Origin of the sequence: Pseudomonas yangonensis (genome assembly GCF_009932725.1) — a bacterium.
Taxonomy (GTDB): Bacteria; Pseudomonadota; Gammaproteobacteria; order Pseudomonadales; family Pseudomonadaceae; genus Aquipseudomonas; species Aquipseudomonas yangonensis.
The window spans coordinates 37,293-50,253 of the sequence record NZ_BLJU01000007.1; the positions used below are offsets into that span (position 1 = coordinate 37,293).

Consider the following 12,961-nt stretch of genomic DNA (forward strand, 5'->3'; position numbering starts at 1 on the left):
GCGAGACGGATACAACAGCATGGGCGCCTGGATCAGCGATCTTTCTCTCAAGTACAAATTCTGGGCGGTCAATGCCGTTGCCTTCGTCATCAGTCTGATGCTGGTGCTGTTCGCTCTTAACACCGAGCAGCAAGCTCGCAGCGCTGATGCCATAAGGGCCGCGGCCGAGCAGTCGCGCGTGCTGCAACAGTGGCCGCAGCAGGCGGCGCTACCCAGCGCAGCCAATATCCAGGTGCTGCAGGGCAGCAGCTTGCCCGGCGCCCAGGGCGCGCCGGATGCCAGCGGCTGGCAAGCCATGCAGCACGACGCCTGGTTCGGCGACTCGCCGGTGATCGGTGCACAGCTCACCACCCTCAGTGATGGCCGCCGCCTGGCAGTTATCGCCCGCGCGCCCAGCCTGTTCGATCTGTTCACCCAACACGCGCTCACCTACGCCGTCGCAGTCGCCGTACTCATGCTCTTGCTGCTGGCCGCCTCGCAGCTGTTGATCCGCTTTCTGCTCAGCCATCTCAACACCCTCAAGGACGTCATGCTGCAGGCCGAACGCAGCGGCGACCTGTCTCTGCGCGTGCCGCTGGACAGCCGCGACGAGGTCGGCCAGATGGCTGCCGCGTTCAACGCCATGCAGGCCGGCTATCAGCGCGTGGTCGGTACTGTCGGCCAGGTCGCCAGTGAACTGAACAGCGGTACCCGCGACATGGCCGAGCGCATGGGTGCCGTGCGCCAGGGCATGCTCAGCCAGCAGAGCGAAACCGATCAGGCTGCCACCGCGATCAACGAGATGTCGGCAACGGTTCAGCATATCGCCGATCACGCCGGCACCACCCGCGACCAGTCACGCAACGCCGATCAGCTGGCGCGCGCGGGTCAGCAGGTGGTCGAACGTGTCGAACAGTCCATCGCAGCGCTGTCACGCGGCGTGCAACAAAGTGCCGGCAGCATCGAGCGTCTGGCTGAAGACAGCCAGCACATCAGCCGCGTGGTCGGTGTGATCCACGGCATCGCCGAACAGACCAATCTGCTCGCCCTCAATGCCGCCATCGAGGCCGCCCGCGCGGGTGAAATGGGCCGCGGTTTCGCCGTGGTCGCCGACGAAGTGCGCAATCTGGCCAAGCGCGTGCAGGACTCCACCGACGAAATCACCCAAATGATCGGCAACCTGCAGGGCGGTACCCGTGACGCCGTTGAATTCATGCGCGAAAGCTCGGAGAGCGCCAACCACTGCGTGCAACTGGCACAGGAAGCCGGCGAGTCGCTGGCGGCGATCACCGCCGCCGTGGCGCTGATGCGCGACAGCAATACGCAGATCGCCGTGGCCGCCACCCAGCAGAGCCAGGTCGCCGAGGAGATGAGCCGCTCGGTGGTCGGCATCCGCGACGTGACCGAGCAAACGGTCGGTCAGACCCTGGAATCGGCCGCTACCAGCCAGCAACTGGCGCAGCTGGCAGGCGAACTGAACAAGGCGATCGGTCAACTGCGCCTGTAATCGGCACGGCCCCGGATGAAGCTATCTGCCCCATAGTCAGGGGCAATTCGCCGCGCGGCGATGAGGGTCCTAGACTCGATCCATCGAGTCGAGGACCGCATCATGAGCAAACGTCATCCCAACCTGTTGGCCTGGCAATGGCGCCACTACGCCGACCAGCACAAGCATCCCGCCAATCTGCTGCTGCACCTGATAGCCGTACCGCTGTTTCTGCTGTCGCTGGGGCTGTTGCTGATCGGGCTGTGGCAACTGAGGTTCGTGCCTCTGGTACTGGGCATCATCGGCCTGATCGCCGCCCTGGCGCTGCAGGCGCATGGCCACCGCCTGGAGCAGCAGTCACCCGAGCCCTTCAGCGGCAAACGCGACGCAGTGAAACGCCTGCTGCTGGAGCAGTGCGTGACCTTCCCGAGGTTTCTGTTCAGCGGCGGCTGGTGGCGCGCCTGGCGCAAGCGAAAGTAGCCGGCGACGTCGCTGCACGCGCTTACCGCGGGCGTCCGGGGCGCGCCGACGTCAACCGAACACCGTCACGGTCTGCCGGCTCAGCGCGATCAACTCGCCTGCCGGACTCCACATTGCCGCCGCTACGTGGCCGTAGCCATCGCGGGCGTGCTCGATGTCCGCGCGATACAGGCACCAGTCCTCGCTGCTGAGGCTTTGCAGGGGCTGAACGAACTCGATGGTCCAGGTCAGCGAACTGCCCGGCGCCGGGCTCTTCAGATGCGGTAGCACTGCCGGCGGCCAGGCATCGACCAGAGCCAGTAGATGCGCCTCGCTGAGCGTTTGCGCCTCACTCTCCCCGCGCAGGCGCACCCACCCGCCCATCTGCCGTGACCGATTGTTGGTAAATGGCATGCCGCCAATTGCCCAGCGCATGGCCAGAAAGCGAGTGAACTCAGGTGTCACGTTACGCACGTAGGGCAGTTCCTGGCACTGTTCGACCGGCTTGATCTGCGGCGCAGCCAGTGCCTCCACGGTAATTGACGAAGAGCGCGACGCACCGAAGCTGCCCTGCACCACCGTCACCACCTGACCATCCTGCACCGCGCGTAGCAGCATCTGGCTGACCGCTTTACCTTCACGCAGCACTTCAGCCTGGAAGCTGACCGGCACATCCGACGCCACCGGACCGACGAAGGTGATCGCCAGCGAGCGCACCGGGCGCCCGTCGGGCACCTTGGCACGCATCGCCTCGAACGCCAGCGCGGCCACCAGACCACCGAAGCTGGCGCGCCCCTGCCCCCACTCGGCCGGAATCACCACGGTATCGGGATCGCGGCGCACCGCTTCGAGCATTTCGGAAAAGATCATACGCACCTCAGGACTCAACGATGGCAACGATCTTAGGGGATGGCGGCGACTGTACGATAGCCCGCGGGCACGCCGATTCGGCCATATGGCCGGCTAGAATCGCGTACTGTCCTTGCAGGGAAAATCGCCATACAGCGCCAGCAAGGCATCGTCGGCACGCTTTTCGGCAGCGTGCTGCGCCTGCAGCCAGGCGTCCCGACAGGGACTCAGCGACATCAGCGCTTCGGCCTGCGCCAGCCATTGAAGGTGGTCGTGCCAATCACCCAGGGCGCTTTGCGCACGCTTGAGCCGCTGTTGCGCCGCCTTGCCCAGACGACTCTGCGCCGGATAGGTCTCAGCGCCATAGCGCACGCGCTTGATCAACAACCGCAGGCGATGGCGGTCATGCGCAGGATCGCGCAATGCGTGGGCCAGCTTGCGTTGTTGGCGCCTCAGACGGCGACGAATACGCCTGTCCAGATCGCGCAGCTGGCCTTGCCTTGCAGCTTCACGCCAACTCATTGGCCAGGCGTCGAGCAACAGCATCAGATCCGCAAACTCACCGCTGCGTGCAATCGCCACATATCCCAGGGCGCGCTGGGTCTCATCGCTCGGCGCCAGATGCGCCAAGCCGAGACGCTGCAGTTCGGCTGCCAATACTTCACGATCACGCAGTGGCCCGCTGAGTCGTCCCAATACCGCCGCGCCCTGCTCCAGAGCATCGACGGTTGCCAGGCCGCGCAACGGCCGCAAAAGACTGCGCAGCTGGCGCAGGGCGATGCGCAGATCGTGCAGCGCCTCGGCGTCGGTGCAGTCAGTCAGCCGCGCCTGGCAGGCGTAAAGACGTACCTGCAGGGCCAGGACGCGCTCCAGGCAATGCTCGATGAAATCGCTCATGCTCGCTCCCCTCGAAGTCGATACGCCAAACTAACAGCCAGACCATCCCTTCATACAAGTGACCAATGGTCGCTAACGCGACAAGCGCCAGGGCAACGCCTTGCGCAAATCGCTCAATGCTCGCAGCAAGGCGGCACGCGACGCAGGCTTGCCGGCATAACGCTGTTGCTCGAAGCAGCGCGCGAATGCCTCGATCTGCGCCGCCTGCTCCGGCAACCGCCGCGACGCACGCGAGGCGAAGGAGCGCACGCCCTCGCCCGCTTCCCGTCGTATGTCATGGCGCGCCAGCAGGCGCTCGAACTTGCGAAAGGCCTGACGCTGCGGATCGGCGCGCTGCTGCCAGGGCTTGAGCAACCACAGGGCCAGCAGCCCCAGCAACAATCCACCCGTGCCCACCAGGGCCAAGGCCAGCCGCTGCCAGTCAAGGCTGCCGAACCAGTTCTGCAGCAGTTTCAACTGTTGCTCGCCCTGATAACCCAGCACCCAGCGCTGCCAACCGTAATTGAGATTCTCCCAGCTCATGCGCAACTGGTTGAGCCAGGCCAGTTCGCGGTAACGCAAAGGCGAGAACGGCTGGTCGTCGAGAAAGCCATCTTCCTCGGTCAGGGCCTCTTCCAGCCCCTGCTCGATGCGCTCGGGAGCGACCTGGAAGGTGGGATCGACGCTGCGCCAGCCCTTCCCGGGTTGCCAGTACTCGACCCAGGCATGGGCGTCGAACTGGCGCACCTGGATGTAATTGCCGTTGGGATTGAGTTCACCGCCCTGGTACCCGGCGACGACCCGCGCAGGGATGCCCGCCGCACGCAAGACGAAGGTCATCGCGCCGGCGTAGTGGGCGCAGAAACCGCGCCGTGTGTCGAACAGAAACTCATCGATGCTGTCACGCCCCAGCGGCTGCGGACGCAAGGTATAAACATAGGGCTCGCGATTGAAATGCCGCAGCACTGCCGCCACCAATGCATCGCTCTGCGGGTACTGCGCCTTCAACTCGGTCGCCCAGGCACGGCTACGCGGGTCACCCCGCTCGGGCAGCTGCAGCGCCTGGCGCAGGCCAGGCGGCTCGGCCTGAGCCTCACGCGCGGCATTCGGCCAGGAGCGCACCTGGTAAAGCAGAGGCCGATCCACCGGGCGCAGCCGCTGCCAACGGAAGTCACTCATCATGCGCCCGTTTTCCTGAGCCATCTCGCCCACATCCAGGGCGAACAGCCAGCGCTTGCCACTGGGCTGCATGATGATGCTGTAATCCAGCGGTTCGCCGGCCTTGCTCCACTGCGGCGCTACTGGCACATCAGCGTAAGTGGACTGCGACCAGCGCCGGCCATCGAAGCGCTCCAGCGTCAGTGCCCGCCAGTACAGCTGCACGCGCGGCGGTACTTCGCTCTCGAAGCTGGCACGAAAGGCCAACGCCGAAGAGCGGCTGAGTTCGGCGATATCGCCTGGCTCCATGCTGTCCGACAGACCGGTGACGCCCTTGTCGCTCGGTAGCGGCAGCGACCACAGCGGCCCCATGCGCGGGAAGAACACGAACAGCAGCACCATCAGCGGTATGGCCTGCAGCATCAGGCTTGCGGCCAGGCGCAGGGTCGGCCAGGGGCGCTCGGCGAAGCCGCTGTGCTGCAGACCGACCAGCGCAGCCAGTAGCGCAGTCACCGGTAACAGGCTGTAGAGCGCGGCCAGGATGCCATCCTCGAACAGGTAGGCGGTCACCACGCAGAAGAAGCCGAGGAAGATCACCACCAGCGCGTCACGCCGTGTGCGCATCTCCAGCAATTTGAGGGTGAAGGTGGCGATCAGCAGCACCGTCGCCGCATCCAGCCCCACCAAGGTGCCGCGCGACAGCAGGATACCGGCCAACACCAACAGCACCAGGCCACCCTTGGCCCAGCCATTGGGATAGCGCGCACGCATGCGGAAGATCTGCACGCGCCAACCTGCAGCGCCGAGCCACAGCGCGATCATCCACAGCGGCAGATGAACCAGGTGCGGCAGGATCACCAACACCTGCGCGACCAGTAGCCAGATCAGGGCGACGCGCGGAATCCCCGGCAGACTGCTCATGAGTGCCCTCCGAACAGCGCCAGGGCACGCAGACAGGCCTCGCGATGGCCGTCGCCGTAATCCGGGGCGATCACCTGTCCCGGCAGTTGCAGGCCGAATGCCTGCTGCCGCTCGGAAAACTGCAACACCCAGTGGCAGAGCAGCGACAGGCGCATTTCGCTGTCGCCACCCAGGCTGTCGAAGTCCAGCCACAGATCACGCCCGCTGAGCATGGCGAAATCCTTGACCAACAGGCCCTGACCACGCGAGTAGGCCTTCCAGTCCAGGCGCCGCTTCGAGTCACCCGGCTGATATTCGCGCAGCCCCTGAAAATCGTCGGCGCCCTGACCACGGGCCCGCATGCCCTCTTCCTCCTCCTCGTCACCCAGGCCCGCCGACAACGGCAGATCGCCTTCCAGCGGCCGCGGATAAACCAGCACTGCCTGGTCCAGGTCGACCCAGCTCCAGGCCACCAGCAAACCCAGGGGAAAGCGACTTTCCACCCGCATACGCTCGGGCCGTAGCCAGCCCCGCCGGGTGGCGGGAAGATTCAGATCCACTTCGGTCTGGCCTTCACGCGGTACATCGCGCATCACCAGCTCTGCCGGCGGCCAGCCAAGCGCGATGGCCTGATGCTCGCGCTCGCGGCTTTCCAGACGTACGCGAAAACGCGCCTGCTCACCGACGAATACCGCCCCGCCGCCACCCGCCTTGAGCACCAGCCCGGCCAGGTTGCGGTAGGTATGCAGGATGGTCACGACGAATACCGACATCAGCAGAAAGGTCAGACCATAGGCCAGACTGTTCTGGTAATTGATGCCCACCAGCAACATCAGCAGCAGCGCCACGGCGAAGGCCGCGCCCACCCGGCTGGGCAGAATGAAGATGCGCCGCTGATTCAGGCGCACGCTGGCTGCCGGCGGAATGCGCCTGGCCAGCCAACGGCGCCAGAGCGGTTTCAGCGCTGCGCGCATCAGAGTGCCGGCACTTCGCGCAGCAGCCATTGCACCAGACTGCCCCCGCCATGGCCGGTGGGATCGGCGCGCTCGCGCAAGCGGTGGCCGACTACCGAGGGCAGAACAGCCTGTACGTCCTCGGGAATCACGTAATCGCGCTCTGCCAGCAGCGCCCAGGCCCGGGCCGCGGCCAGCAGCGCCAGGCTGGCACGTGGCGACAGGCCCCAGGCGAACTGCGGCTGGCTGCGCGTCGCCTCGACCAGACGCAGTACGTAATCAACCAGCGCATCGCTGGCGCGCACCTGGGGCACCGCCGCCTGCAGGCGCGCCAGTTCGGCATGGTCGAGAATCGGCTCGATGCGCGGCAGCAGGTCGCGCCGGGCGTCGCCCAGCAGCAAGGCGCGCTCGGCGGCCTGGGCCGGATACCCGAGCGACAGACGCATGAGAAAGCGGTCGAGCTGAGATTCGGGCAAGGCAAAGGTGCCACCGCTGCTGACCGGGTTCTGCGTGGCGATGACGAAGAACGGCTCGGGCAGCGGGCGGGTTGCGCCCTCGATGGTCACCTGCCCTTCCTCCATGGCTTCGAGCAACGCGCTCTGGCTCTTCGGTGTGGCGCGATTGATCTCGTCCGCCAGCACCAGCTCGGCGAAGATCGGCCCGGGATGAAAGACGAACTGGCCGCTGTCCTTGTCGAACACCGAGGTGCCGAGGATATCGCCAGGCAACAGGTCGGAGGTGAACTGGATACGCTGGAAGCTCAGTCCCAGCACGCGCGCCAGGGCATGGCTGAGAGTGGTCTTGCCCATGCCGGGCAGGTCTTCGATCAGCAGGTGACCCCGCGCCAGCAGGCAAGTCAGCGCCAGACGCACCTGTGTCTCTTTACCCAGCAGCACCTGATTGACCGAGTCGAGACAGGCATCGAGTTTGCTTCGCATCGTTCGCTCCTTATGCAGAACGTCGATGCTACTGGGGCGCCGGCATGCGGCATAGCGCCAAGTAATCTTTGCTCACGAAACTGTGAGACTGACCGCTATGCCAGTCGGAATTGCCCCGCCATGCCCTGCAGCTCGCGCCCCAGTTCGGCCAGCTGGATACTCGACGCGGCGGTTTCGTCCATCGCCGTGGCCGACTGATCGGCGATATCGCGGATCGAGGTAACGCTGCGGTTGATTTCCTCGGCTACGGCGCTCTGCTGCTCGGCCGCAGCAGCGATCTGCTGGTTCATCTCCGAGATCAGGCTCACCGCCTCGGCAATGGCCGCCAAGGCACCCTCGGTCTGATTGGCATCGCCAACGGTCAGGCTCACCAGGCTGGCGCTCTGTTCCATATCGGTCACGGCGCGGCGGCTGCCTTCTCGCAGGGCCGCGATCAGCGACTCGATTTCCGCGGTGGATTGCTGGGTACGTTTGGCCAGCGCACGCACCTCATCGGCGACCACCGCGAAACCGCGCCCCTGTTCACCGGCGCGCGCTGCCTCGATGGCTGCGTTGAGCGCGAGCAGGTTGGTCTGTTCGGCGACGCTCTTGATCACATCGAGCACCGCATCGATGCGCTGGGTATCCTGGCTCAGGCGCTGGATGCTCTGCGTGGTGGCCTCCATCGCACGGGCCAACTGCTCGATGCGTTGCAGGGTCTGACGCACCACCTGACTGCCGGCGTCGACACGCTGATCGGCCTGCTCGGTGGAAGCAGCTGCTGCTTCGGCATTACGCGCGACCTCATGCACGGTGGCAGTCATCTGGCTCATGGCGGTGGCGACCTGATCGGTCTCCAGCTTCTGACCGTTTACTCCCTGGCGCGTCTGCTCGGCCGTTGCCGAAAGCGTCTGGGCAGAACTGGATATCTGCGCCACACCGCCCTGCAGGCGGCCGACCATCTCCCGCAGGTTGCCGGCCATGCGCTGCATGGCCGAGAGCAGCTGGCCGATCTCGTCGCGCCGATCCTGTTCGATGTGCACACTGAGGTCGCCGGCAGCGATGGATTCGGCCAGGCCGATCACCCGCTTGAGCGGGCGCACGATGGCCAGGCTGATCAGGATCGCCGCGCCAAGGCCGAACAGCAGCGCCAGGGCCGCGGCCGCGATGATCAGGCCGCTGCTGGCCTGGCGCTCGGCATGCATGGCCTGGCGCTGGGTGTCCAGAGCCAGATCGACACGCTGCTACAGCTGTTCGATCTGAGCGACCAGTTGCCCATAGACCTGCTTTTGCTGCTGCAACTGGCCGGCGTATTCCTTGAGTCGCTCGTTGAAGGAGTCGACGTTGACCACCACCTCGCCGAGCACGGCGGCATAACCGGGATCATTCAACTCATCGCGTAACTCGGCAGCCAGAGCCTGTGCCTCGCCAGCCTGGGCAATTTCGCTCTGTTCTTCGCCATCGCCGCGTCGGCTGGCCTCCAGACGCTGGCGGGCCTGATCCAGCGCCTGCAGCAGCAACTGGTGAATCTTGCCGACCTTGCCGGCCTGCAATACCGAATCGCCGCCCTGCTCGCCCTGGGAACTCTTGAGCAGGTCGACGCCGTCTTCGGACAGTCCTTCCTGCAGCAGATCCAGGCTATTGGCGGCGCTGACCACCAGCCAGTCGGCGGCCTGCAGCGACAGCTGCATGTTGTCGGTGAGTTCGACGTAGCGGGCGAAGGCGCTGCGATAGTCGGCCAGAGCAGGTTCGACCTGCGCCATGACCGCGGCCGTGTCGCTATCCAGCTCGGCCTGCAGGGCCTGGCCGGCCTGCAGAATCGCCTCGGCCTGCTGCGCCAGGCGCTCGGCATGCTGCTTGTCGCCACTCAGGGCAAACGCCTGTTCGCTCTGGCGCATGCGCAGTACCTGCTCGCCAAGGGCGCTCATGCGCTGCTGCAATTCGGCGCCGGCGCTGACCTCGCGCAACGCCAGCAGACCGGTTGCGGCCACCAGAGCGGTCAGAATCAAGACCAGAGCAAACCCCAGCATCAGCTTGCTGGCCGTACTCAGACTGGCCAAGCGCTTGCCCAATGAGCCACCCATGACATCCCCCTGCCTACCGCAGCCAGCCCCAGTTCTGGAACATAGGAGCGCAATGCTACTGGCGACAAGCCAGCAAGCAGCAAGATGGCCGGAACAGCTAAATGGGTGTCGTTTTCAGAACGGATTCAGGGACGTTGCATCTGAAACAGATCCCGCGTACGGCAATAGGCGCTGCCGCCCAGACGTCCGATCAGATCGAGCTTGAACGGGTCGAGACGCCCCTGCTCGTTGAGCACGGCATCGTCGATATGTGCCAGCAGTACCTCGGCAAAGATCAGGTGGCAGTTGGGCTGCTGGGCAGGATAAGGCTGAATCTGCGCCACCCGGCATTCGAAGGTCACCGGGGCACCGACGACACGCGGCACGTCGATGCGCTCGCACGGCTGACTGGCGATGGCGCAGTGGGCGAACTCGCTGACCTCATGAGGCAGGATCGCGGCGCTGGCGTTCATCGCTTCGGCCTGGGCGAAGCTGACCAGCTGAATCGCCAGTTCGCCGCTGGCCTGGGCATTGCGCAGGCTGTCCTTGAGGCTGCCATCGTCGCGGGTGCTGACGTTGATCAACAGGGTCGGCGGGTTGTCACTGATCACCTGAAAGAAACTGAACGGCGCCAGGTTGGCCACCCCGTCGGCTGAACGGGTCGAAACCCAGGCGATGGGACGCGGGGTGACGCTGGCTGCCAGCCAGCGATAAGCCTCGAGCGGACTCAGATCGGTGAAATCCAGCTGCATCAACGCCCCGCTCGCGATTCGCGGATATAGAAACGCGCACGTTCGGCTTTGCTCACGCAGCCTTCATAGGCTTCGAACTGCTGCTGGGTCTTGGCGGCGGTCAGCAGCGAGAATGCCTTGGAATAGCTGACGGTACCGGCGAAGCCTTCGGCTTCGGCGATGCTCAGCTCTTTCCAGGCAGCGTCCAGCTGATTGGCGCAGGTCTCGCGGTAAACGGTCTTGCCGGCACAGCCGGTGAGCGCCACCGCAAGCAGCGGCAAACAGATCCAGTGTTTCATCGACCACACTCCTCGGAGGGATAGGACTACGGGTTGGCCCAGACTATGACGCTTCGGCAGAGCGAAAGTGCCTGACTCAACCGCCGTTTCGCTTACGCAAATATTCCACCACAGCCTGCTGCTCGCCGGCGAATTCGATACGCCCGGATTTGCTCTCGCGCTGGAATACGTACATGGGATCGTAGTACTCCACCAGCAAGGCTTCGATCCAGCCTCGGTGGGTATCCACCTGACCATCGCGCGCTTGCTCCTCAAGCGCCTGATCCATGATCGCGGCCAGGCGCTGGTAACGCTCGCCGCCCAGACGACGGGTGATGTTGGCCAGACTCTCGCGCAGGCGCGCGGCGAAGGCGCTGAACCCCTGCTCCTCACCCTGAACCGCGACGAACTCGGCGCACAGTTCCACCACATAGGCCTGGAGAATGCGCTCCACGCGATTGGCCACGCTGTCTTCCAGCCACACCAGCGGGTAGTGCTGCATGGCCTGGAACAGCGGCAACGGCAAGGAACAACGGCCGATCAGGCGCGCCTCGTCCTCCAGGACGAACTGCTGCTGCCCCTTGGCGCGGCGTTTGAGCAGGTCGATGGACAGAACGTTCTCGAAATCGATCTGCGCCGGCTGGGCGCTGGCGCGCTTGCCGAAACTGGAGCCGCGATGATTGGCATGAGCTTCCAGATCCACGGCATTGTCGAGCTGTCCCAGGACCTCGGTCTTGCCGGTGCCGGTCATGCCACCCACCAGCACGAAATCGCACTCCTGCACCGCCTGTTCCGCGGTATGCAGAAGGAAGTTGCGCATCGCCTTGTAACCGCCGACCACGCGCGGATAGTCGATACCCGCCTCGCTTTTCAGCCACTGCTGGACGATCTGCGAACGCAGACCGCCGCGGAAGCAATACAGATAACCGTCGGGATTGGCCCTGGCAAAGGCCGCCCAGGCCTCGATGCGCTCGGCCTTGGTACGGCCGCTGACCAACTGATGCCCGAGTTCGATGGCCGCCTGCTGGCCGTGCTGCTTGTAGCACGTCCCCACCTTCTGCCGCTCGATATCGTTCATCAGAGGCAGATTGACCACCCCCGGGAAGGCGCCCTTGATGAACTCGACGGGCGCCCGGGCATCCATCATCGGCCGGTCGTACAGAAACAGATCGCGGTAGTCGGTGCAGTTGTCGCGCATCAGAGCACCTCGACCGCGTAACGCTGTCGCTCGACCATCTCGCCGATAGGCGCCAGCTGCAGCCCCAGCTCGGTGGCCACGGATAGAAACTCGGTCTCGCCTTCCGGCGCCACGGCAATCAGCAGGCCACCGCTGGTCTGCGGGTCGCATAGCAGCAGCTTGGCCAGCTCCGGCACTGGCGCGATCCTGTCACCGTAACTGTCGAAGTTGCGCAAGGTGCCGCCGGGCACGCAGCCCTGCTCAAGGTAATGCTCGACGCTGTCCAGACGCGGCACGCGAGCGAACTCGACACGCGCGCTGAGGCCGCTGCCATCGGCCATTTCCACTAGGTGGCCGAGCAGGCCGAAGCCGGTCACGTCGGTCATCGCGCGCACGCCGGCGAGCTTGCCGAAGCGGCTGCCGGGCTTGTTCAGGGTGCACATCCAGTCACGCGCCAGGCCGATATCCGCACTGCGCAGCTTGGCCTTCTTTTCCGCCGTGGTGAGGATGCCGATGCCCAGCGGCTTGGTCAGGTAAAGCCTGCAGCCGGCCGTGGCGGTGTCGTTGCGTTTCATATTGGCCTTGCTCACCAGGCCGGTCACGGCCAGGCCGAAAATCGGTTCAGGCGCATCGATCGAGTGCCCCCCAGCCAGCGGGATGCCGGCTTCGTCGCACACGGCGCGGCCACCGCGGATCACCTCGCGGGCCACTTCCGGCGCCAGTACGTTGACCGGCCAGCCGAGGATGGCGATGGCCATCAGCGGATCGCCGCCCATGGCGTAGATGTCGCTGATGGCATTGGTGGCGGCGATACGGCCGAAATCGTAGGGGTCATCGACGATCGGCATGAAGAAGTCGGTGGTGGAAACCACGCCGCGCTCTTCATCGATGGCGTAGACCGCGGCGTCATCGCGCGAGGCATTGCCGACCCAGAGTTTGGGATCGAGATTCTGTGCGCCGCTGCCGGCGAGGATCACTTCGAGCACCTTCGGCGAAATCTTGCAGCCGCAACCGGCGCCGTGGCTGTATTGGGTCAAACGAATGGGTTCGCTCATGGTTTCACTCTCACCGCGATGACTGGCGGCGGATTCTAGCAAAGACTGCCTTGGCTCCGCTTCGCTGCCCGAGTAAGGTC

The 12,961-nt window shown here is 65.0% G+C and carries 13 protein-coding genes and 1 pseudogene; 2 read left to right on the forward strand and 12 right to left on the reverse strand.

Annotated features, from left to right (window positions below; all coding sequences use genetic code 11):
- Window positions 1-19 precede the first annotated feature (19 nt).
- The gene (locus GYB81_RS11555; RefSeq protein WP_161867811.1) at window positions 20-1,486 is read left to right on the forward strand and encodes a methyl-accepting chemotaxis protein; all 1,467 of its coding nucleotides are present in this window, start codon (window positions 20-22) and stop codon (window positions 1,484-1,486) included.
- 102 nt (window positions 1,487-1,588) lie between these two features.
- The gene (locus GYB81_RS11560; protein WP_161867810.1) at window positions 1,589-1,945 is read left to right on the forward strand and encodes an Mpo1-like protein; all 357 of its coding nucleotides are present in this window, start codon (window positions 1,589-1,591) and stop codon (window positions 1,943-1,945) included.
- A gap of 51 nt (window positions 1,946-1,996) precedes the next feature.
- Here the strand turns inward: GYB81_RS11560 and GYB81_RS11565 are convergent, their stop codons facing one another.
- From GYB81_RS11565 to selD, 12 genes and pseudogenes are all read right to left on the reverse strand, one after another.
- The gene (locus GYB81_RS11565) at window positions 1,997-2,794 is read right to left on the reverse strand and encodes an acyl-CoA thioesterase (RefSeq protein ID WP_161897825.1); all 798 of its coding nucleotides are present in this window, start codon (window positions 2,792-2,794) and stop codon (window positions 1,997-1,999) included.
- Window positions 2,795-2,887: 93 nt separating this feature from the next.
- The gene (locus GYB81_RS11570; protein ID WP_161868005.1) at window positions 2,888-3,670 is read right to left on the reverse strand and encodes a CHAD domain-containing protein; all 783 of its coding nucleotides are present in this window, start codon (window positions 3,668-3,670) and stop codon (window positions 2,888-2,890) included.
- A gap of 72 nt (window positions 3,671-3,742) precedes the next feature.
- Complete coding sequence (locus tag GYB81_RS11575; protein ID WP_161868006.1) at window positions 3,743-5,728, reverse strand: transglutaminase TgpA family protein; 1,986 nt, start codon at window positions 5,726-5,728, stop codon at window positions 3,743-3,745.
- On the reverse strand, window positions 5,725-6,681 hold the full coding sequence (locus tag GYB81_RS11580) for a DUF58 domain-containing protein (RefSeq protein ID WP_161868007.1): 957 nt from the start codon (window positions 6,679-6,681) through the stop codon (window positions 5,725-5,727). Before GYB81_RS11580 ends, GYB81_RS11575 begins: the two co-directional genes overlap by 4 nt.
- Window positions 6,681-7,598: an AAA family ATPase gene (locus GYB81_RS11585; RefSeq protein ID WP_161868008.1), complete on the reverse strand. Its 918-nt coding sequence runs from the start codon at window positions 7,596-7,598 to the stop codon at window positions 6,681-6,683. Before GYB81_RS11585 ends, GYB81_RS11580 begins: the two co-directional genes overlap by 1 nt.
- A gap of 95 nt (window positions 7,599-7,693) precedes the next feature.
- Window positions 7,694-8,569: a methyl-accepting chemotaxis protein gene (locus tag GYB81_RS25205; protein WP_438810708.1), complete on the reverse strand. Its 876-nt coding sequence runs from the start codon at window positions 8,567-8,569 to the stop codon at window positions 7,694-7,696.
- Window positions 8,552-8,782: pseudogene (locus GYB81_RS25210) on the reverse strand (HAMP domain-containing protein); the annotation flags it as partial. The gene GYB81_RS25205 and the pseudogene GYB81_RS25210, both read right to left, overlap by 18 nt.
- A 39-nt stretch (window positions 8,783-8,821) precedes the next feature.
- Window positions 8,822-9,661 carry a hypothetical protein gene (locus GYB81_RS25215; RefSeq protein ID WP_438810707.1) on the reverse strand — a complete coding sequence of 280 codons (840 nt, stop codon included), beginning with the start codon at window positions 9,659-9,661 and terminating at the stop codon, window positions 8,822-8,824.
- 125 nt (window positions 9,662-9,786) lie between these two features.
- Window positions 9,787-10,392 (reverse strand): flavin reductase family protein, encoded by a 606-nt coding sequence (locus GYB81_RS11595; RefSeq protein ID WP_161868010.1) that lies wholly within the window; start codon window positions 10,390-10,392, stop codon window positions 9,787-9,789.
- Window positions 10,392-10,670: a hypothetical protein gene (locus tag GYB81_RS11600; protein WP_161868011.1), complete on the reverse strand. Its 279-nt coding sequence runs from the start codon at window positions 10,668-10,670 to the stop codon at window positions 10,392-10,394. The genes GYB81_RS11595 and GYB81_RS11600 overlap by 1 nt, the downstream gene beginning before the upstream one ends.
- A gap of 76 nt (window positions 10,671-10,746) precedes the next feature.
- Window positions 10,747-11,847 (reverse strand): tRNA 2-selenouridine(34) synthase MnmH, encoded by a 1,101-nt coding sequence (gene mnmH / locus GYB81_RS11605; RefSeq protein ID WP_161868012.1) that lies wholly within the window; start codon window positions 11,845-11,847, stop codon window positions 10,747-10,749.
- The gene (gene selD / locus GYB81_RS11610; RefSeq protein ID WP_161868013.1) at window positions 11,847-12,881 is read right to left on the reverse strand and encodes a selenide, water dikinase SelD; all 1,035 of its coding nucleotides are present in this window, start codon (window positions 12,879-12,881) and stop codon (window positions 11,847-11,849) included. The genes mnmH and selD overlap by 1 nt, the downstream gene beginning before the upstream one ends.
- Window positions 12,882-12,961 lie beyond the last annotated feature (80 nt).

Coding starts and splice junctions, on each gene's coding strand:
- GYB81_RS11600 (WP_161868011.1), bottom strand. CDS start 10,670: ATGAAACACTGGATCTGTTTGCCGCTGCTTGCGGTGGCGCTCACCGGC.
- mnmH (WP_161868012.1), bottom strand. CDS start 11,847: ATGCGCGACAACTGCACCGACTACCGCGATCTGTTTCTGTACGACCGG.
- GYB81_RS11555 (WP_161867811.1), top strand. CDS start 20: ATGGGCGCCTGGATCAGCGATCTTTCTCTCAAGTACAAATTCTGGGCG.
- GYB81_RS25215 (WP_438810707.1), bottom strand. CDS start 9,661: ATGGGTGGCTCATTGGGCAAGCGCTTGGCCAGTCTGAGTACGGCCAGC.
- GYB81_RS11570 (WP_161868005.1), bottom strand. CDS start 3,670: ATGAGCGATTTCATCGAGCATTGCCTGGAGCGCGTCCTGGCCCTGCAG.
- GYB81_RS11575 (WP_161868006.1), bottom strand. CDS start 5,728: ATGAGCAGTCTGCCGGGGATTCCGCGCGTCGCCCTGATCTGGCTACTG.
- GYB81_RS11565 (WP_161897825.1), bottom strand. CDS start 2,794: ATGATCTTTTCCGAAATGCTCGAAGCGGTGCGCCGCGATCCCGATACC.
- GYB81_RS11595 (WP_161868010.1), bottom strand. CDS start 10,392: ATGCAGCTGGATTTCACCGATCTGAGTCCGCTCGAGGCTTATCGCTGG.
- GYB81_RS11580 (WP_161868007.1), bottom strand. CDS start 6,681: ATGCGCGCAGCGCTGAAACCGCTCTGGCGCCGTTGGCTGGCCAGGCGC.
- GYB81_RS25205 (WP_438810708.1), bottom strand. CDS start 8,569: ATGCAGCGCATGGCCGGCAACCTGCGGGAGATGGTCGGCCGCCTGCAG.
- GYB81_RS11560 (WP_161867810.1), top strand. CDS start 1,589: ATGAGCAAACGTCATCCCAACCTGTTGGCCTGGCAATGGCGCCACTAC.
- selD (WP_161868013.1), bottom strand. CDS start 12,881: ATGAGCGAACCCATTCGTTTGACCCAATACAGCCACGGCGCCGGTTGC.
- GYB81_RS11585 (WP_161868008.1), bottom strand. CDS start 7,598: ATGCGAAGCAAACTCGATGCCTGTCTCGACTCGGTCAATCAGGTGCTG.